The organism is Nonomuraea sp. CA-141351, from assembly GCF_050944675.1.
In the GTDB taxonomy this organism is placed as follows: Bacteria; Actinomycetota; Actinomycetes; order Streptosporangiales; family Streptosporangiaceae; genus Nonomuraea.
In genome coordinates this window covers 10,257,924-10,275,355 of the sequence record NZ_CP191982.1, presented here as the reverse complement: position 1 = coordinate 10,275,355, position 17,432 = coordinate 10,257,924, and the positions used below count along the sequence as shown (strand labels likewise).

The window sequence follows — 17,432 nt, the reverse complement described above, 5'->3', positions numbered from 1 at the left end:
CGTCTTTTCCGCGCGAGGCAGCACGGAGGAGAAGAATGGTGGATCCTCCAGCACGACCGCCTGGACCTGGGCGCGATGCCGGGGCTGCGTCTGGGTGATGACCTTGCCGGTGGCCACCTCCAGCGCGGTGAACAGATCGGTGGTGCCTGCCCGGATGTAGTCGTGCGTGACGCGCTGGGGCGTGCCGTGCATCATCGGCAGCACCGGCTGACTGCGGTCCAGCGCCTGGACCTGGGTCTTCTCATCCACGCACAACACCAGCCCGGCGGCTGGCGGGTCCAGACAGAGCCCGACCACATCGCGGACCTTGTCCACGGGTCCTTGGACAGCTTGAAAGTCTCTTGCCGGTGCGGCTTGAGGCCGAAGGCACGCCAGATCCGTGAGATCGCGGTCTGCGACATGCCCGTCGCCTGGGCCATCGAGCGGGTCGACCAGTGCGTGTCGTCTCCAGCGTCGCCACGATCACCTGCTCGACCTGGTCATCGGTGATGGTCCGAGGGGCGGCCGGGACGCGGCTCGTCCAGCAGGCCTTCAAAGCGCTGTTCGACGAACCGTGCCCGCCACTGGGTCACGTTCCGCGAGAGACCCCCAGCTCGGTGGCCACCCTGCTGTTGGACCTGCCTTCGGCGCAGGCCAGCACGATCCACGACCGTAACGCCAGCGCCTGCGACGTCTTGCGACGGCGCGTCTACGTAGCTCTCCAGGGTGTGCCGTTCATCGTCAGTTAGTTCCAACGGTGCAAGCTTCGAGCTCGGCATATCGCAAGCCTACAGACTGACCATGAATTAATGACTCAGAACACTAGCCGACAGTGGGCGGCGGTGATAGACGGCTATGACATACAAGCTCCGCCGGTTCTGGCGATGTCGGCCTGGCGGACCCAGAAACGAACACCGCCCACGACTGTCGTCGTCTTCACGACCACGATCCCGTTGAGGATCTTGCGGGTTTCCCCCTGGTAGATGCTGAGTTGGCTGCCCTTACGGAAGAAACTATGGAACGTCCAGCTACCGTCGACCCTCGGCGCATAGCGCCGTGTAGTTCTAACGACCTTTACTGGGCAGATGACCGCTGCGCTCGCCGGGGCCGCTTTCGTTGCCGCCGTTGCAGGCGCGCTCGCCTCGGCCGAGGTAGCCATTGGAACCATGAACATGCCGGTGACAGCGGCGGAAAATGCTGCCATCTTATAGCGCTTAAATCGCACTGCTTCTCCTTCGTCGCACCTGCGCTTGTCCGCGCGTGAGTAAGACTATGGAGGAAGATGCGCCGGGATCCATCGCATGGAGTGCACAGTCTTTTTGCGCTCGCTCTAGTAGTACTTTGTTAGTTCGGGATCTTGTGTGAGATGATTTTTGTGTGACTCCGGCTGAGCTGGCTGAGGTTCGAGGCCGTCTTGAGGACTTCGCGGGTGAGGTGTTCACTTCCTTCGCGCGTCGGGAACAGCGGTCCAACGGCGGGCTGTACCTGCGTGGGCTGATGCTGGATGGGCGGCGCAAATCGATGGTTCCGATGGCTGAGCGGTTGGGGGTGGATCACCAGCGGCTGCAGCAGTTCATCACCTCCTCGACCTGGGACTATGCGGCGGTGCGCAGGCGTCTGGCACAGCGCGCGGTCAGCGTGGTGGCGCCGCAGGCGTGGGTGCTGGACGACACTGGCCACCTCAAGGACGGCGATGCCTCGCCGGGGGTGGCCCGGCAGTACACCGGCACCGCGGGAAAGGTGACCAACTGCCAGATCGCGGTCAGCGTGCACGCGGTTACCGATACGTGCTCGGCGGCGCTGAACTGGCGGTTGTTCCTACCTGAGCGATGGGACGACGCGCTGGCCGAGGATGCAGCCCAGGCCGCGGCGATCGCCGGGCGGCGGCGGCGCTGCGGCATCCCTGACGATCAGCGGCACCGTCCCAAGTGGCAGCAGGCGCTGGACATGCTCGATGAGCTGGCCGCCTGGGGGCAGGTGCCGCCGCTGGTGGTGGCCGATGCCGGATACGGCGATGTGACCGCGCTCCGGCTCGGCCTGACCGGGCGCGACCTGCCGTACGTGGTCGCCCTCAAGGGCACCACCAGCGCGTATCCCGCCGATGTCGTCCCCGAGACGGTGCCCTACTCCGGTAACGGCCGCCGTCCGGTGGCCAAATACCGCAGCGCGCCCTCCAGCCTGCGCGAGCTGGCCCTGGCCGCCGGACGCAGCAGTCTGCGCCGGGTGAGCTGGCGGCAGGGCACCAAGAAGAGCAAGGGCAACCCGACCGCTACGATGCGCTCACGCTTCCTCGTGCTGCGGGTGCGGCCCGCCAACAGCGGCATCGCCCGAGACAGTGACGGGCATCTGCCCGAATGCTGGCTTCTGGCCGAATGGCCACCTGGTGAGCCCGAGCCCACCGATTACTGGCTGTCCACCCTTCCGCCAGACATCCGGCTGCGGGAACTGGTGCGCCTGGCGAAGATCCGCTGGCGGATCGAGCACGACTACCGCGAGCTCAAGACCGGCCTGGGCCTGACCCACTTCGAGGGCCGCTCCTTCACCGGCTGGCACCGGCACGTCACCCTGGCTTCGGCCGCCCATCTGTTCCTCACCGAACTCCGGCTGTCCATCCCAAAAGCAACTGGGGCGGCCTGACCTTCTACAAGATCTTGCACATGCTCCAGGTGCTGTTAGCCACCTGGGCCGGCCGATGCCCCACCTGTCATCAACGACCACCATGACGAACTAACAAAGTACTACTAGTGTTCTGAGTCATTAATTCATGGTCAGTCTGTAGGCTTGCGATATGCCGAGCTCGAAGCTTGCACCGTTGGAACTAACTGACGATGAACGGCACACCCTGGAGAGCTACGTAGACGCGCCGTCGCAAGACGTCGCAGGCGCTGGCGTTACGGTCGTGGATCGTGCTGGCCTGCGCCGAAGGCAGGTCCAACAGCAGGGTGGCCACCGAGCTGGGGGTCTCTCGCGGAACGTGACCCAGTGGCGGGCACGGTTCGTCGAACAGCGCTTTGAAGGCCTGCTGGACGAGCCGCGTCCCGGCCGCCCCTCGGACCATCACCGATGACCAGGTCGAGCAGGTGATCGTGGCGACGCTGGAGACGACACGCACTGGTCGACCCGCTCGATGGCCCAGGCGACGGGCATGTCGCAGACCGCGATCTCACGGATCTGGCGTGCCTTCGGCCTCAAGCCGCACCGGCAAGAGACTTTCAAGCTGTCCAAGGACCCGTGGACAAGGTCCGCGATGTGGTCGGGCTCTGTCTGGACCCGCCAGCCGCCGGGCTGGTGTTGTGCGTGGATGAGAAGACCCAGGTCCAGGCGCTGGACCGCAGTCAGCCGGTGCTGCCGATGATGCACGGCACGCCCCAGCGCGTCACGCACGACTACATCCGGGCAGGCACCACCGATCTGTTCACCGCGCTGGAGGTGGCCACCGGCAAGGTCATCACCCAGACGCAGCCCCGGCATCGCGCCGTCGACTTTCGCGCCTTCCTCAACACCATCAACCGGCAGGTGCCGGCCGACCTGGACGTGCACCTGAAAGTTCTCGACTGGCTGCACCGGCAGACCGACATGGATGTGGCGCTGGTCGGGGATGACGCGGGCACTGTGGAGTCGGCCACCGCGGGTTTCCCCCGGGGGATTGTACGAACGCTCGCTCCCTTGCTCGCACGGCTGTCCGGTGGGGAGTTAGCTGCGGCCGCCACCGAGGCCGACAGGATGTACGTGCGCTGTGAAGCCCTGGATGCGTACGCTCCGCGCCCGGTGGTGGTGGCGGCCAGTCGTTCGGAGCCGACGTCGGAGGCGGTCGCGCTGGTCTCTCACGTCGGTAGCGTCATCACGGTCCTGCGCCGCGCCCAAGACGCTGACCGAGCCTGGCATGGCTACCAGCGCAAGACACGCCAGGTGCGGTTCGCCGTGCTCCAGGCGTACCGGCCAGGGAACCGACGCTGACCGGCCGCATGACAACTGGTGCTGTCCCGCCGCTGCTGGAGGCCGACCGGCTGCGGGTTACCTGCTGCACTGCCCCACGGCCGACCGCGACCGAATCCCGCAGGCCCACCAGGATCCCTCCGGCTACCACGGCCCGGTTGATGGTGCGGTGCCCCGTCTTCAAGGAGCACCTGATCTGTCTCATCGCCGACGACGAGGACGCGGCCGGCTCCGGCGTCCAGGCCCGCGGACGGGGCGAGGCCCTGCGCCGCCTGGTACGCGACAACCCGCACCACGCACTGGGCATCAGCGGCCCGCACCCGCTCAGCGCGACAGCCGAGGCCTACACCCAGGCCACCCACGCCCTGGCCGCCGCCCGCACCACCTCCAGCCGCGTGCTCTCTACCACGGCCAGACTTCGCTGGAAGGCGTACTGCGCCGCGGCCCCGCCCTCACCTGTGGCGCGGTACCTTGCTGCGCCCCCTGGACTCCCTCCCGAAGGTCGCCGCTGACATCACCCGCTTCCTCATGAGGATGCCCCGATCTGCCGTGGCCCGGCTGCTCGACCTCAGCTGCAACACAGTCACCGCACACATCACCCGCGCGCAACGGGCTCTCCGCCTCGACCTCGCCAACGTCCGCTCCCACGCCGAAGTTCACCTGGCCCTGGCCCTCACCAACGCATGCGCCGCGACCGAGGCCGATGACCATCACCTAGATCGCTGATGTGAAATTTTGGTGATCGGCCGCGGGCGTGACGAAGGGCGTCCATTGTCGGTGTGTGAAGACTGACTTAGACGCCCTTCTGACCGCACTCTATGTGCATCTGGACGATCACGTGATGCCTTCGCGGGGACGGCCTCGCGGACGGGGCCGGCCGCCGGTGCTGACCCCGGCCGAGGCGGTGGTCGTGGCAGTGGCGCAGGTGCTGCTGCGGTGTGATGACGAACGCCGCTGGATGCGGATGGCGGCCAGCCGGATCGGGCACCTGTTCCCCAGGCTGCCGTCCCAGTCGCAGTACAACCGGCAACTGCGTGATCTGGGGCCGGCCATGTCGGCGGCGGCGTTGTGGCTGGCCCGCCAGGTCCCGACCTGGCACGAGCCTTTGCGGCTGATGGACGGCACCCCGATCCGCTGCGGCGCCTCGCGAGTGACGGTCAACAGATCACACCTGGGTGAGATCGCCGGATACGGCATGGACAAGTCCCACCACGCCTTCTACTGGGGCGCCAAGCTGATGCTGATCACTACCGCTGATGGCGCGGTGACCGGCTTCAGCCTGGCCCACCCCAAAGAGCTCGATGAACGCAAGCAGGCCCTGCACCTGCTGCACGTCCACCAGATAGCCGACGGGCCATGCCCGATCGTGTGCGACAAGGGATTCGCCGGAGCCGGCATCGAGAAGGCCGCCGCCGATCTGGGTCATCTCCTGATCCGGCCGACCCGCGAAGACGAGCCTGCACGCGCCCTGCCCTTTCCCGGCTGGCTGCGCCAGCGCATCGAGGCGATCATCTGGACACTGAAGAACCAGCTCGGCCTCGAACGCCACAACGCCCGCCACCCCGACGGCCTCTGGGCCCGTATCAGCCAGCGCATCCTCGCCCTCAACGCCGCAATCTGGCACAACTGGAACACCGACGCACCCGTGAAACGGTCCCTGACCGCCTACGACCACTAACCCAAATTCACATCAGCGATCTAGCCCTCACACTGGACGACCTACTGCGCACCGAACCCGCCGCCGCCTGGGCTCAGACTTTCCTCCGTCGCCTGCAGGCCGCTCACCGCCGCACCCTGCAGGCTTGGATCGACGCCAACACCGACGCCCAGCAGGCCGCCCGCAGCCTCGGCATCAGCCGCAACACCGTCCGCACCCACCTCCGCACCGCCGAAGCCCTGCTGGGCAGCGACCTGCTGACCACCGGCGCTGGCATCCATGACGTCGTCCACGCCCTCCACATCACCACCGCCGAGATCACCTGAGCAGCGTGCACAACCAACACCCGGGACGCCGGTCCGACGGGTGCGTCTGTCAAGCGATCGAACGGTGTAATCAAGCGGAGACGGTCTCGGCGTGGATACGCGACCAGCGACTGTGGCGTACCCGTCGTGACCTCGCCGACGCGGCCCTGGACACCGTGCCGATCCACGAGATCGCCACCCGCTGGGGGTTCGGCCGCGTGGGCGACTTCAGCCGTGCTTTCCGCACCGCCTACGGCGAGTCACCACGCGAGTTCAGATCCCGTACGGCCCGCAGGGGCTGAGCGCGGACCCGGAAAGCAGGCGGCGCCGCAGCACAGGCGCGGCAACGACGGCGCCGAGACCGCATAGTCCTACGGTGGCCCAAGCGGTGGAACACGGGCGCCCATCTGGCCAGGAGGAACCCGCCGCCGTGGCCCGCGGCGATGCCGACGATCGCGACAACCACGGCGCGGTCTCCGGTAAGCCGGAGGGCCGGCGGTCGCGTTGTGCACGCTGCCCTGGTTGGGGGTTCGTGCCGGACGATGTGGCGTCGGCGCCGACGGCGGCGGTGGTGATGCGCCTGGCGGAGCAGCTTCAGGTCGACCCGGAGGTCCACCGCTATCCGGCCGACGCCGCGACCGCCGGTGCCGTCACCGGTAACAAACCGGTGAACATGACCGTCAGTCTCGCCAGGGGCGCACGCAACCAGCGCCTCACTGTAGTGGGGGCCCTGGCATAGCTCCCGTTACTCGGCTGACTGGCGGACCTTGGCCGCCACCGCCTGGAAGGCCCGGCCGATCGCTTGCAGTTCGGACATGCTGAGCAGGTCGATGAAGTGCTCGCGCACGGTTTGCGCGTTGTCCATGGCCGCCTTGACCAGCACCGCCCGCCCGGTCTCTGTCAGCGAGGCGACCACACCGCGCTTGTCTTCGTCGTCGTTGTATCGCTGGACGAGCTTGCGGGCCTCCAGCCGGGCGACGGTGTGCGACAACCGGCTACGGGAGTAATACGACAGCTCGGCGAGCTCGGCCATGCGCAGGCGGCCCTCGGGCGCCTCGGACAGCCGCACCAGGATCTCGAAGTCGGCCAGAGAGAGGTTGTGGTGGCGGCGAAGCCGGCGGTCGCGCAGTTCCAGCAGCAGCGCCGATCCTTCGACGTAGGAGCGCCACTCCCGCTGCTCGGCGTCGTCCAGCCACCGCGGATCACCCATGAGTCAAGGATAGCGGTTGATGATTTCAACTAGTGCGAGTAGCCTGTGCAGCATGGTTGAGATCTTCAACTACCTGATGAAGAGTCGCACATGTCGCGGAGAAGGGCCCCATGAACGCGAAGCTGTTCACGCTCGCTTCCGGTAACTTCGCGGTCGGGGTCTCAACGTTCGTCATCGCGCCCATGCTCGGCCACATGAGCGCAGACTTACACGCGGGCCGCGCCGTCATCGGGCAGCTCATCGTGGTGTACGCGCTCGCCTACGCACTGGGCGGCCCATTGCTCACCACTCTGGTCGGGCACCGGCCGCCACGGCAGGTGCTGCTCGTCGCGCTGGCCGTGTTCGGTGTGGGCAACGCCCTGACCGCGGTCGCGATGGACTTTCCCGGTGCGGCCGCCGCGCGCGTGATTGCCGGCGTAGGCGCCGGCGTCTACACCGCAAACGCACTGGCCGTCACTCGTCGCCTGGTCACAGGAGACCGGCAAGGACGCGCCGTGGCAGTCGTGGTGGGCGGCCTGACGACGGCCATCGTCCTCGGCCTTCCGATCGGTGCGTGGCTGGGTAGCGCGACGAGCTGGCGACTGGTGCTCGGCCTGCTCGCACTCCTCGCGACGCTGCCGATGGCCGGAACCCTGTCACTACCGGCGCTCGACGGATCGCCCGCGGTCGCACTCAGGAATCGGGTGGCGCCGCTGCGAGATCGGCGGGTGCTTGCCACTTTGCTGGCGACCTGGCTGTGCCTGACCGCGAGCTGGACGGTATACAACTTCATCGACGAGGTGCTGCTGCCGGCCACCGGGGGCGACCCAGACCGCCAGTTCCTGACGTTGCTCTGCTTCGGGGCCGGGGCGATGGCAGGCAACCTGCTCGCCGGGCGGCTGGCGGATCGGTACGGTCCAGGTCGTACGATCGCGGCGGTCGCCCCCGGCCTCACTGCCGCGGTCCTGGTGGTCCCATCGGTGGCGGTCACCATGCCGCTCGCGCTGCTGGGCATCGTCGCCTGGGCGATGCTGCATTGGATGGTGAACGTCCCGCAGCAGCTGCGCGTCGCCGCGGCGGCGCCTGATGTGGCGCCCATCGTGCTCGGCCTTCACCAGAGTGCGATCTATTTGGGCATCAGTGCAGGCGGACTTGTCGGTGCCATCGGCTACAGCCTGGTCGGCCGTACTGGCATCGGCTACGCCGCGTTCGCCACCGGGCTCCTGGCGCTGACCGCACTCTGGTGGTCGATGCGCATCCGGCCGGACAACGAGCCGGGCGTCGGAACGACCGGCGCGGACGATGCCCATGGCAGCCACACCCGGAGCTGACCGGCTCAGGCCCACGAAGAAAGGTAAGGAAGGGTTATGACTGATCGAGTTGCCATCACCGGCGTGCGGGTCTTTGACGGACATCGGCTGTCCGAGCCACGTACAGTCGTCATCGCCGACGGCGTGATCGGCATCGACGCCGACGGCGCCGAGGTCATCGACGCTGACGGCGGCGTGATGCTGCCCGGCCTGATCGATGCGCACATTCACCTCAGCGGCGAGAACACGCGGGAGAAACTCTGCTCGTACGGGGTCACCACAGGGCTGGACATGGCGACCTGGCCGGCGCGGCGATTGACCGCGCTGCGCGGTGTACGGGGCGGGAGCGACGTGCGAAGCGCGGGCACCCCCGCCGTCGGCCCAGGCGGCCTGCACTCGCGCATACCGACAATGCCGCCCGACGCCATCGTCACCGGCCCGGACCAGGCCCAGCCGTTCGTCGCCGCGCGGCTGGCCGAAGGCAGCGACTACATCAAGATCGTGGCCGATCCGGACGAAGGCGGCCCGGACCAGGAAACCGTGACAGCCCTGGCCCGCGCGGCACACGCCCACGGCAAGCCGGTCGTGGTACACGCCACGTCCCAGGCCGCCGTCATCATGGCCCTCGATGCCGGCGCGGACATCATCACCCACGTCCCGCTCGGCCCAGCGCTGGACCTGCCGGTCGTGGCCCGGATCGCGGACGCTGGCTGCACCGTGGTTCCCACCATGACCATGATGGAAGGCATCGCGGCAACGATCGGACGGCCGGAGGGGTTCGCCGGCGCCCGCCGCAGCGTGGGTCTGCTTCACCAGGCCGGGGTGCGTGTCGTGGCCGGGACCGACACGAACGACACGGCCGGTGTGCCGTTCCAGCCCGAAGCCGGAGCCAGTTTGCACCACGAACTCGAGTTGCTGGTCGACGCCGGCCTGCGCCCCGCCGAGGCGCTACGCGCGGCCACCCGGCTTGCGGCCGAGGCGTTCGGCCTGACCGATCGCGGTGCTGTCGAGCCAGGGCTGCGCGCCGACCTGATCTTGATCGACGGCGACCCTCTTGCCGGCATTCGTGCTACCCGGAACATCCGTCGCATCTGGTGCGGCGGCGTCGAGCACGCCCCGGTCGGGCAGAACCGTGCCCTCTGATAACCGTGAACCGCTTCCATCCACCGGCTTCGGATGGAGGGGAGTCACGCCTTCTTGGTCCACTGCTTGACATGCAGCGTGTCGTCCACGGCCCTAAACCTCAGCCTGTGCCCGGATAGGTCCGCATCCCCTCAGCGCGCGGTGGCCTTCCGCCGCCTGCAATCCGGGAGGGCTATACCCAACGGCGAATGGCGTCGATCGTCGTTTCCGGCGAGATGTTGAAGCAGAACCGGGTTCCGGGTGCGACTGCCCGATCACGATGAGCGGACCGGGCGAGCCCTCCGTGGCGCTCGTGCCGCCGGGCGTCGGGACGTTGCGCCCGTCCTCCGGCACAGCAACCGAGCCCGGTGCTGACAACCCTCACCGCCGCCAAGCGCGCGCTGGACGCGGTGCACGGCCCCCAAATCTGCCCTCACAACTGCAGCAGCCCGGTCGCCCTGAGCATGTCGAGCGCCGTGGCCTCCGGGCTTCCCGGTTCGGCGGAATACACGAGTACGGTCTGGTCGGTGTCGGGGAGCAGGAGGGTGTCGCAGTCGAGCGTGATCGTGCCAAGCTGGGGATGGCGGATGGACTTGACCGCCGCACGCCAGGCCGCGGAACGTCCCTCCTGCCAGAGCTCCTCGAACCGGGGACTGCCGCGGCGCAGCTCACTGACCATGCGGGCGAGTTCGGCGTCACGCGGATAGCGGGCCTGGGCGGCGCGCAGGGTGCCGACGGCAGCGCGGGTGGCGGCCTCGTCCTCGCCCGGGTCCGCGGCGACCTGGCAGCGGCTGCTGCCGAGGAAGCGCTGCCAGATGAGGTTGCGCCGGTGCCGGGGCCAGGCGGACATGTCGCCCTGCAGCGCCGCCGCCAGCGGGTTCCAGGCCAGCACGTCGCCTTTGGCCGACAGCACCAGCACCGGCAGATCCGCCATCCGGTCCAGCAGCCGCAACACGCTCGGCCGCACAACCATGGCAACGTGTCCAGGCTGCGGCTGCTCGTGGCCGGCCAGGCGGAACACCAGGTCGCGGTCGTCGTCGTCGAGCCGCAGTGCCTGCGCCAGCGCCGCGACGACCTGGGCGGACGGCCGCGCGCCGCGCCCCTGCTCCAGCCGGACGACGTAATCGACGCTCAGCCCCGCGAGCAGGGCCACCTCCTCGCGGCGCAGGCCGCGCACCTGGCGGCGGGTGCCCGACGGCAGGCCGACATCCTGCGGTCGCAGGCGGGAGCGGGCCTGGCGGAGTACTGCGGCGAGCTCTGCACGGTTCACCCCTCGATTCTGCCGCGCTGATCGCCTACAACGGGTGGTACGGCCGGTCCCAGGCCAAAGCGGTCCTGGCGAGGGCTGGGACCGTTCTCGGACGATCAATCCATGACAACGGACACCAACGGCGATGAGCTGATGCCGGCGGATACACCGGCACCGGGCGCGGAACAGCTCACGGCGGCAGATACGAAGACGGTGGCGCTGGTCACCGGAGCGAACAAGGGGCTGGGCAGGGAGACGGTACACCGCCTGTCGGAGCGGGGCTGGCGGGTGTTCCTGGCCGCCCGTGATCGCGAACGCGGTACGCGGGCGGCGGACGCGCTCGGCGTCGAGTTCGTCCAGCTCGATGTGACCTCGGACGACTCCGTTGCCGCGGCGGCCGAGACGGTGGCCAGGAGGGCCGGCCGTCTTGACGTACTGGTCAACAACGCCGGAGTCGGCGGCCCACGGCTGGATCCCGCCGACACGGGCGCGGACCGGCTGCAGGTCCTGTACGAAGCCAACGTGTTCGGCCCGGTACGGGTCACGCACGCATTCGTGCCCCTCCTGCGCAAGTCGGACCATCCCCGAATCGTCATGGTCTCCAGCGCACTTGCATCCCTGACCTACGCCTGCGACCCCGCACGCCCCGAGTCCGGCTTCCTGAGCCTGGACTACGCCTCGTCCAAGACCGCACTCAACATGATCGTCTCCCAGTACGCTCGTGCACTGCCCGGCTTCAAGGTCAACGCCGCCGATCCGGGCAACCCTGCGACCGACATGAACCACCACACCGGCATGCACACCGTCGCGGAGGCCGCCGAGGCGGTCATCCGGTTGGCCACGTTGGACCGAGACGGGCCGACGGGCGGCTTTTTCGACCGCAACGGACCCGTCCCCTGGTAGGAGCCCCCACATGACCAAAATCTTGACGATCGGCCTGCACCCGAGCGCGATCGACTACTCCGATCACCCCGGCCTGGACGAGGCGACACTGGCCGCCCGTATCGAACAGGGTGAGGCAGCGCTGCGTGCGGCGGGGTTGGACACCGTAGCGTGCCTCATCGGCGCCGATCCGGCCGCGGCCGAGGAAGCCGTACGCGAGCGACTGTCCGCCGAAGGCCCCTTCGGCCTGGCCATGATCGGGGCCGGGGTGCGCGTGCTGCCGGAGCACACCGTGCTGTTCGAGCGGCTGATCAACGTATTGGTGGCGGCGGAACCTGGCATCCGGTTCTGCTTCAACACCTCGCCGGAGACCACGATCGACGCGATCCGCCGCTGGACGTAGCCTGTCCGCGCTCGACCCCGCCGGCCGGGCCGCGTGACGATCGAGATCGCCAGCCTTGCTGTCGAGGGCTGGCTCGTCCAGGCGGAGGTCGTCGCCGCTCACAGACGCTGACCATCGGCGGATCAGGGGCGAAGGTCGTCCAGCATCCGGATTCCTGGTCACCGGAGTGGGCGGTGGCGGCGTAGGCCACGCCGCACATGAGCGGGATGAGGTCGTCCCGGGTCACGTCGGGGCGCACGACCGCGCGGCCCGGGCGCGGTCGAGCAGTCGACCGCCGAGTGATCCAAGCTCGGCCTTGAGTTCCGTGGTGTGGGGCGCGGCAGTGACGAGTGAGAACGAGGCGTCGGTCAACTGTGCGTCGATGACGGCGAACAGGGAGTACCTCAGCGCCTGCCACGCGTCCTCGTCGGTGAGCGCCCGTTCGGCCCGCGTCTACGATGCGCTGCCAGTTATGAGCAACGTCCTCGCGCAGCAGGTGCCGTCGTGATGCGACCAGCATAACCGGATAGCTCGTCCGGATTTCCACAGCATAAACGGATAAATGATTTGAAAGGTCGGGCGAGTTTCGCCTGCCCTCATAAGGAGAACGAACATGCCCTTCACCGTGACCGACGTGCCGCACCTGCCTGACGGGTTCACCAGCGCGTTCACCAGCCGAACGGTCCAGGTCCGTGATCTCACCCTGCACGCCGTGGTCGGCGGCGACGGACCGCCGCTGTTGCTGCTCCCGGGCTGGCCCCAGTTCTGGTACTGCTGGCGCCTGGCCATGCCGGACCTCGCCGAGCACTTCACCGTCGTCGCCGCCGACGTCCGCGGCGTGGGCGCCAGCGACAAGCCCCCCACCGGGTACGACCCCCTCACACTCGCCGACGACATGGCCGCCCTCATGACCGGCCTGGGACACGACCGCTTCGCCATCGCCGGCTTCGACCTCGGCATGGTCGTCAGCTATGCCCTCGCCGCCGGCCACCGCGACCGTGTCACCCACCTGGCGGTGGCCGAAGCCATCCTCCCTGGCATCTCCGACTTCCCGCCGCCCATGACGGACCCGGCCAGAGGCGACCTCATGTGGCACTTCGCCTTCAACCGCCTGCCCGCGGACGTCAACGAACGCATGGTCGCCGGTCGCGAGGAGATCTACTTCGGCCACCAGTTCGCCTCCAAGGCCGCCACCCCCCACGCCATCCCGCCCCACGCTGTGGATGTGTACGTGGACGCTCTGCGAGACCCGGCGGCACTGCACGCCAGCTTCGAGTTCTACCGTGCGGACCAAGGGCTGGCGCGGGTACGTGAGGCCGGGCCACTGACCATCCCCGTACTGACGCTCGGCGGCGAACTGAGCGGTGGCACGTTCGTGGAGACGGTCATGCGCCTGGTGGCCACAGACGTCACCGGGCTCGTCATCCCGGGGGCCGGTCACTTCCTTCCTGAGGAAGCTCCGGCGGCCGTGGTGAAGGCCCTGCTCGAATTCCTGGTCTGACACGGGGAGCGCCAGACGGTGTTCCCTGCCGCTCCGCGCGCACGGCGGTGGCGGGGTCCCCACCCCCGGCACCGCCGCCGCATCGCCGGAGCCTTGGCGTCTGTGTCGGATTTGATCTCGTGCTGGCTGCGGCGATCGGCCACAACCTGGTTCAGAGTGAGTCAGGGGTCACCGGTTGGAGGCTAGACGCCGTCACACTCGAGCAGGTCCGGCCGGGATCGGACTACGAAGGTGAAGCGCTGCAGGGTTCGTGTCTGTACGGGCACCGACTCTGTCCCGTAATCGTGGCAGCGCTGAGCGATCATCCGCCAGGCTGGGTCGTGCTAAAGATCGACGATCTTACGGGTGTGGTGTTTGCGGGGCTGTCTGCCCTGGTCAATGTAAGGGACGAGGACGACCTCATTCGGGTCATGGCCCCGTACTCGGGACAAGCCGGTACCGTGCCCGGTGCGCGGGGGCGCTGACCGGTCGGGTGCATAGCTACGGCAGTCGGACGGTCATGGATGTCCCGGTCGACGGGCGGCGGGTGGTGGTGTCGGTACAGGTACGGCGTCTGATCGGCCCGGCGTGGGGGTGCCCTCGGCAGACGTTTCGTGAGCAGGTTCCCGGGCTGCTCGAGCGCCGGATCACCGTCCAGGCCCGTGGTCGGCGCGGCCGCAAGGGCAACCGCGCGTGAGAACTGCGTACCCGGCTGACGCGTTCCGCGCGGCCCGACCGGCACGTTATCGCGGACTCGACTGTTTGTTTCTACAATCGGTGTGCTGCACATGCCTGCCGGAATTCGAACGTCTGGCCCACCACAATCGAGACCTGGTGGCCCGAGACCCTGGGATTCCCCCAGACCGGAATCACCAACGCGGGCTCTGAAGGCACCAACCGCGTGATCAATACCGGAGCCCGCGATGCCTACGGTTTCCGCAACCCCGAGAACCAACGGTTACGCACTCGCTGCGCGACCACCCGTAGAAGCCGTGGATGTCTCAACCCCGCCCAACTTCGAAGAGCCGTCATCGACCTGCGCCCGGTCTATCACCGGCTCGAGGAACGCATCCGCGTACACGTCATCTTGTGCTGGCTGGCCCTGCTACTCATCAGCATCATCAAGACCACCACGGGCACCACCTGGAACCGCATCCGCGACGAATTAGACCTGCTCACGGTGGCCACCTTCACCGGCCCGACCGGCACCTTCCGCCAACGCGCCGAACTGACCAAGCCCCAGCGCGACAGCCTGGCGAAACTCGACATCCCGACCCCGAAGAAGATCGTCGAGGCCACGCCCGCCACAGACGCCTGACCAGGCACGACACTCACGCCTGTGACATGCCGCATCAGCGTACCCGCACACGTTACCGCAGCTCACAACCCAGATTCATGTGGTTCATCGCTACACACCTGCGGAACGCAGAGTGGGCGAGGGACTGCACAGCGCGGACGAGATGGTCGACCTCTCCTCCATCAGGGAGTGCACCGCCATGCTCGTGGCCGACGCCTTCCTCCACGTCTGACCGCCGTCGCGCGCCGTCCGGAAACCTCACGACGCCCTCGGCCGCCGGGCCCGGCCCGCCAAGAACTGCCCAGAGCGCCTGCACCGAGACGCACAGTTATCGACGCCGCCTCTTCTCCACGTCGGCGAGGACGCGGCGGGCGTTGCTGACGAAACGCTCGTGCGACTTCAGCACGGCGTCGAACCGGTCGGCGTGCTCGCCGAGCATCTTCGTCTGGATGCGCTTCTCGGCGGCCGCGCGGGTGGGGATGAGACGGGTCTGCTGTTTGCAGCGCACGTCGGCGGTGGCCACGGCGCGTTCTGCAGGGGAGACGCGGGGCGCGTCCAGGTCCCAGCGCCGGTCCTCCACGGCATCCTGCGGCGTTCGGTAGTTGTAGCCGCCTTCGTGCATGCAACTACTCCAGGCCGTGATGGCCCGCGCCACGGCCGGGTCTTCCGCGGATTGGTCGATCGCCTGGTGTTCCATCCCGGTGAACCATGAGCGGTGCCGGTCATCGATGCCCTTCCGCAAGACGGCGCTCGCCTCGTCCACGCACCCCCCACGGTCGAACAGCCCTGCTTTCTCGTCATCGCCCAACCGGTCGGTCCAGGCCGCCTCCGCGGCCTTGGCCTGGGCGCTCTCGGGCGTGTCGGGGACGTGGTAGCCGTAGCGATCGGCGGCGTCGGAGTCGGCCAGACCGTAGCGGCGGGCGTTGCCTGAGAGCAACGGGTGCTCGCGGGCCGCCTGGCGTGGCCACGTCCAGGCGTAGCCCTTGGCGGCCATGCACTCGCGCATGAGCGCGATCTGCGCCGCGTCGATGGTGGCGATGTCCTCGGCGCCGGCCTTGTAGGAGTCGAAGGGGAGGACGATCGTCGCCCGAAACGGCGTCGCCCGGCTCGGAACCTCGGCAGCGGTGCCGCAAGCGGCGACCAATGCGACGATGGGCAGCAGAATCGCTGCCGCGGAGAAAACGGAATTAGCTCCCTTGGACATGATCGCCTCTCCGGAGGGCGGCCAGGCTGCCTCTCCGTACCAGCCGGGAGACAGCCTGGCCGCTCAGGTTCCGCTATCAGGGCACGTAAATCGAGCTCGCCTCGTTGTCACCGATGGGGTCGTTTGACAGTTTGCCGTCGTCCCATTCGGAGCCCGGAAGAAAGGCGTCAGGGGTACCGGACCATCCGGACTTCTGGTAGAGGATGATGGTCTTACCGGTTCTGTTCCGGATCGAGCTGGTCTCGTCGTTCATGCCGTCACCGCTGTCATTGCCCCCGTGGTCCCGCCAGTTGAAATCGCTGAAATTGCTCTTGCTCTCCTTGAAGTTTCGCCAGTGGTCGCCGGAGACGCCCTTGTCCCTGTTGAAATCCTCGTTCTCGTAGAGGCAGACCCAGCCGCCACTGCACTTGCCGTCCGGATCCGCGGACGCCGGTGTTCCCCAAGCGAGGACCCCGGCACTCGTTGCGGCTGCGGTGATCGCCATCGTCGCGAATAGGCTTCTAATTTTCATTGACGGCTCCTTTTTGGTGCTTTATCGGCAGTGCGCCGACTGTAGAGGAGATTATCAATGATGGCTGGAAGCGGCCTTAGCGTGGAGTGCACACTTCGTTGGCGTTGGGTCCAGGGATCCTTGGTCGCTAGGTTCTGGGCATTGGTGTCAGATTTTCACGCGGCTCCGGGTACAGAGGTTGAAAGGCTGGCTTCTCGCGTTACGGCGGTTCGGGTTCGAGGATCAGTTCGGTCTGGGCGATGATGGCGTCGAGCAGGTCGGGCCGGTACTACAGGCGCTTGAGAAGGTGCTTGATGATGGCGGTGAGGTGGTCGATGCCGCCGCGGATGGCCAGGTTGGCCAGATGGCCCTTGAGGTGGGCCCAGATGCCCTCGGCCGGGTTCAGCGCCGCGCCTCCCAGCCGGCATCTATGTCGCCTTGCAGCGGATCGAGACCGACCAGCTCCTTGCGGATGCGGTGGGGCGAGAGCGACTGAACCCGCGACGATCCGTCGCGGAGAAGCAGGAGGACTTTCCCCGATGTCATCTCGCACCCTGCCGGTGCTGCTGAGAGGCGGCATCGCCGCCGGCGTTCTGGTGCCGGCGCTGCTGTGGGCCGACGGCGCCACCCGGCCCGGCTACAGCCTGTGGCACCACGGCGCTCGTCACCTCGGCACCGGCGAACGCGGCTGGCTGCAGACGATCAACTTTGTGCTCGGCGGGCTGCTGGCCGCCTTCGCCGCCGGCGTGCGAGGCACTCTTCGGGGTGGGCGCGGCGGCACCTGGGGGCCGCTCCTGCTCGCGGCGACCGCGGCGGGCCTGCTCGTGCCGGGCTGGTGCCCACCGATCTCGCACTGGGCTACCCACCCGGGCAAGCCACGGCCATCACCGCCAGCGGCCGGATCCATCAGGTGGCCGGATTCCTGCTGTTCTTCGGTCTCAGCGAGGCCG

At 67.9% G+C, this 17,432-nt stretch carries 18 protein-coding genes and 6 pseudogenes; 18 read left to right on the top strand and 6 right to left on the bottom strand.

All coding sequences use genetic code 11. The features are described 5' to 3' along the window. Positions 1-69: 69 nt before the first annotated feature. Positions 70-758: pseudogene (locus tag ACQPWU_RS48220) on the bottom strand (IS630 family transposase); the annotation flags it as partial. Positions 759-832: 74 nt separating this feature from the next. Further along, on the bottom strand, positions 833-1,204 hold the full coding sequence (locus ACQPWU_RS48215; protein ID WP_433432966.1) for a hypothetical protein: 372 nt from the start codon (positions 1,202-1,204) through the stop codon (positions 833-835). Between the two features lie 152 nt (positions 1,205-1,356). Here ACQPWU_RS48215 and ACQPWU_RS48210 point away from each other — a divergent pair, with 152 nt between their 5' ends. From ACQPWU_RS48210 to ACQPWU_RS48175, 8 genes and pseudogenes are all read left to right on the top strand, one after another. Beyond that, on the top strand, positions 1,357-2,616 hold the full coding sequence (locus ACQPWU_RS48210; protein ID WP_433432965.1) for an IS701 family transposase: 1,260 nt from the start codon (positions 1,357-1,359) through the stop codon (positions 2,614-2,616). 151 nt (positions 2,617-2,767) lie between these two features. Further along, positions 2,768-3,534 (top strand): annotated as a pseudogene (locus tag ACQPWU_RS48205) (IS630 family transposase); the annotation flags it as partial. Between the two features lie 410 nt (positions 3,535-3,944). Next, the gene (locus tag ACQPWU_RS48200; protein WP_433432963.1) at positions 3,945-4,427 is read left to right on the top strand and encodes a hypothetical protein; all 483 of its coding nucleotides are present in this window, start codon (positions 3,945-3,947) and stop codon (positions 4,425-4,427) included. Between the two features lie 22 nt (positions 4,428-4,449). Continuing rightward, on the top strand, positions 4,450-4,641 hold the full coding sequence (locus ACQPWU_RS48195; protein ID WP_433432961.1) for a helix-turn-helix domain-containing protein: 192 nt from the start codon (positions 4,450-4,452) through the stop codon (positions 4,639-4,641). A 55-nt stretch (positions 4,642-4,696) separates the two neighbouring features. Then, positions 4,697-5,593: a transposase gene (locus tag ACQPWU_RS48190; RefSeq protein ID WP_433429273.1), complete on the top strand. Its 897-nt coding sequence runs from the start codon at positions 4,697-4,699 to the stop codon at positions 5,591-5,593. Further along, positions 5,488-5,898, top strand: coding sequence for a helix-turn-helix domain-containing protein (locus ACQPWU_RS48185; RefSeq protein ID WP_433445475.1), 411 nt, complete (start codon positions 5,488-5,490; stop codon positions 5,896-5,898). The genes ACQPWU_RS48190 and ACQPWU_RS48185 overlap by 106 nt, the downstream gene beginning before the upstream one ends. 5 nt (positions 5,899-5,903) lie before the next feature. Then, positions 5,904-6,179: a helix-turn-helix domain-containing protein gene (locus ACQPWU_RS48180; protein ID WP_433432959.1), complete on the top strand. Its 276-nt coding sequence runs from the start codon at positions 5,904-5,906 to the stop codon at positions 6,177-6,179. A gap of 74 nt (positions 6,180-6,253) precedes the next feature. Next, positions 6,254-6,616, top strand: coding sequence for a hypothetical protein (locus ACQPWU_RS48175; protein WP_433432958.1), 363 nt, complete (start codon positions 6,254-6,256; stop codon positions 6,614-6,616). 6 nt (positions 6,617-6,622) lie between these two features. Here the strand turns inward: ACQPWU_RS48175 and ACQPWU_RS48170 are convergent, their stop codons facing one another. Further along, the gene (locus ACQPWU_RS48170) at positions 6,623-7,087 is read right to left on the bottom strand and encodes a MarR family winged helix-turn-helix transcriptional regulator (protein WP_433432956.1); all 465 of its coding nucleotides are present in this window, start codon (positions 7,085-7,087) and stop codon (positions 6,623-6,625) included. Positions 7,088-7,197: 110 nt separating this feature from the next. On the opposite strand from ACQPWU_RS48170, the gene ACQPWU_RS48165 reads away from it, so the two are divergent. Both ACQPWU_RS48165 and ACQPWU_RS48160 read left to right on the top strand, forming a co-directional pair. Then, complete coding sequence (locus ACQPWU_RS48165; RefSeq protein ID WP_433432954.1) at positions 7,198-8,397, top strand: MFS transporter; 1,200 nt, start codon at positions 7,198-7,200, stop codon at positions 8,395-8,397. Between the two features lie 123 nt (positions 8,398-8,520). Next, complete coding sequence (locus ACQPWU_RS48160) at positions 8,521-9,519, top strand: amidohydrolase family protein (protein WP_433432952.1); 999 nt, start codon at positions 8,521-8,523, stop codon at positions 9,517-9,519. A gap of 412 nt (positions 9,520-9,931) precedes the next feature. Here ACQPWU_RS48160 and ACQPWU_RS48155 read toward each other — a convergent pair whose 3' ends face one another. After that, positions 9,932-10,768, bottom strand: a complete 837-nt coding sequence (locus tag ACQPWU_RS48155; protein WP_433432950.1) for a helix-turn-helix domain-containing protein — start codon at positions 10,766-10,768, stop codon at positions 9,932-9,934. Positions 10,769-10,900: 132 nt separating this feature from the next. Here ACQPWU_RS48155 and ACQPWU_RS48150 point away from each other — a divergent pair, with 132 nt between their 5' ends. From ACQPWU_RS48150 to ACQPWU_RS48120, 7 genes and pseudogenes are all read left to right on the top strand, one after another. After that, a complete protein-coding gene (locus ACQPWU_RS48150) occupies positions 10,901-11,650 on the top strand; it encodes an SDR family oxidoreductase (protein WP_433445473.1) in 750 nt (249 codons plus the stop codon). A 10-nt stretch (positions 11,651-11,660) separates the two neighbouring features. Further along, entirely contained in the window at positions 11,661-12,032 is a 372-nt protein-coding gene (locus tag ACQPWU_RS48145; RefSeq protein ID WP_433432948.1) for a hypothetical protein, read from the top strand. A 361-nt stretch (positions 12,033-12,393) separates the two neighbouring features. Next, positions 12,394-12,519: a hypothetical protein gene (locus ACQPWU_RS48140; protein ID WP_433432946.1), complete on the top strand. Its 126-nt coding sequence runs from the start codon at positions 12,394-12,396 to the stop codon at positions 12,517-12,519. 105 nt (positions 12,520-12,624) lie between these two features. After that, entirely contained in the window at positions 12,625-13,512 is an 888-nt protein-coding gene (locus tag ACQPWU_RS48135; RefSeq protein ID WP_433432944.1) for an alpha/beta fold hydrolase, read from the top strand. A gap of 320 nt (positions 13,513-13,832) precedes the next feature. Then, positions 13,833-14,134, top strand: a pseudogene (locus tag ACQPWU_RS48130) (transposase family protein); the annotation flags it as partial. 57 nt (positions 14,135-14,191) lie between these two features. Then, positions 14,192-14,443, top strand: a pseudogene (locus tag ACQPWU_RS48125) (transposase); the annotation flags it as partial. A 69-nt stretch (positions 14,444-14,512) separates the two neighbouring features. Beyond that, positions 14,513-14,809: pseudogene (locus tag ACQPWU_RS48120) on the top strand (IS1634 family transposase); the annotation flags it as partial. Positions 14,810-15,116: 307 nt separating this feature from the next. On the opposite strand, the gene ACQPWU_RS48115 reads toward ACQPWU_RS48120, so the two are convergent. Continuing rightward, complete coding sequence (locus ACQPWU_RS48115; protein ID WP_433432942.1) at positions 15,117-15,992, bottom strand: hypothetical protein; 876 nt, start codon at positions 15,990-15,992, stop codon at positions 15,117-15,119. A gap of 76 nt (positions 15,993-16,068) precedes the next feature. Beyond that, a complete protein-coding gene (locus ACQPWU_RS48110; protein ID WP_433432940.1) occupies positions 16,069-16,503 on the bottom strand; it encodes a peptidase inhibitor family I36 protein in 435 nt (144 codons plus the stop codon). 239 nt (positions 16,504-16,742) lie between these two features. Here ACQPWU_RS48110 and ACQPWU_RS48105 point away from each other — a divergent pair. Then, positions 16,743-17,312, top strand: a pseudogene (locus ACQPWU_RS48105) (DUF998 domain-containing protein); the annotation flags it as partial. Positions 17,313-17,432 lie beyond the last annotated feature (120 nt).

Excerpts from the sequence above, each read along its gene's own strand:
- ACQPWU_RS48200 (WP_433432963.1), top strand. The coding sequence starts at position 3,945 with ATGACAACTGGTGCTGTCCCGCCGCTGCTGGAGGCCGACCGGCTGCGG.
- ACQPWU_RS48195 (WP_433432961.1), top strand. The coding sequence starts at position 4,450 with ATGCCCCGATCTGCCGTGGCCCGGCTGCTCGACCTCAGCTGCAACACA.
- ACQPWU_RS48170 (WP_433432956.1), bottom strand. The coding sequence starts at position 7,087 with ATGGGTGATCCGCGGTGGCTGGACGACGCCGAGCAGCGGGAGTGGCGC.
- ACQPWU_RS48165 (WP_433432954.1), top strand. The coding sequence starts at position 7,198 with ATGAACGCGAAGCTGTTCACGCTCGCTTCCGGTAACTTCGCGGTCGGG.
- ACQPWU_RS48150 (WP_433445473.1), top strand. The coding sequence starts at position 10,901 with ATGCCGGCGGATACACCGGCACCGGGCGCGGAACAGCTCACGGCGGCA.
- ACQPWU_RS48145 (WP_433432948.1), top strand. The coding sequence starts at position 11,661 with ATGACCAAAATCTTGACGATCGGCCTGCACCCGAGCGCGATCGACTAC.
- ACQPWU_RS48140 (WP_433432946.1), top strand. The coding sequence starts at position 12,394 with ATGACGGCGAACAGGGAGTACCTCAGCGCCTGCCACGCGTCCTCGTCG.
- ACQPWU_RS48135 (WP_433432944.1), top strand. The coding sequence starts at position 12,625 with ATGCCCTTCACCGTGACCGACGTGCCGCACCTGCCTGACGGGTTCACC.
- ACQPWU_RS48115 (WP_433432942.1), bottom strand. The coding sequence starts at position 15,992 with ATGTCCAAGGGAGCTAATTCCGTTTTCTCCGCGGCAGCGATTCTGCTG.
- ACQPWU_RS48110 (WP_433432940.1), bottom strand. The coding sequence starts at position 16,503 with ATGAAAATTAGAAGCCTATTCGCGACGATGGCGATCACCGCAGCCGCA.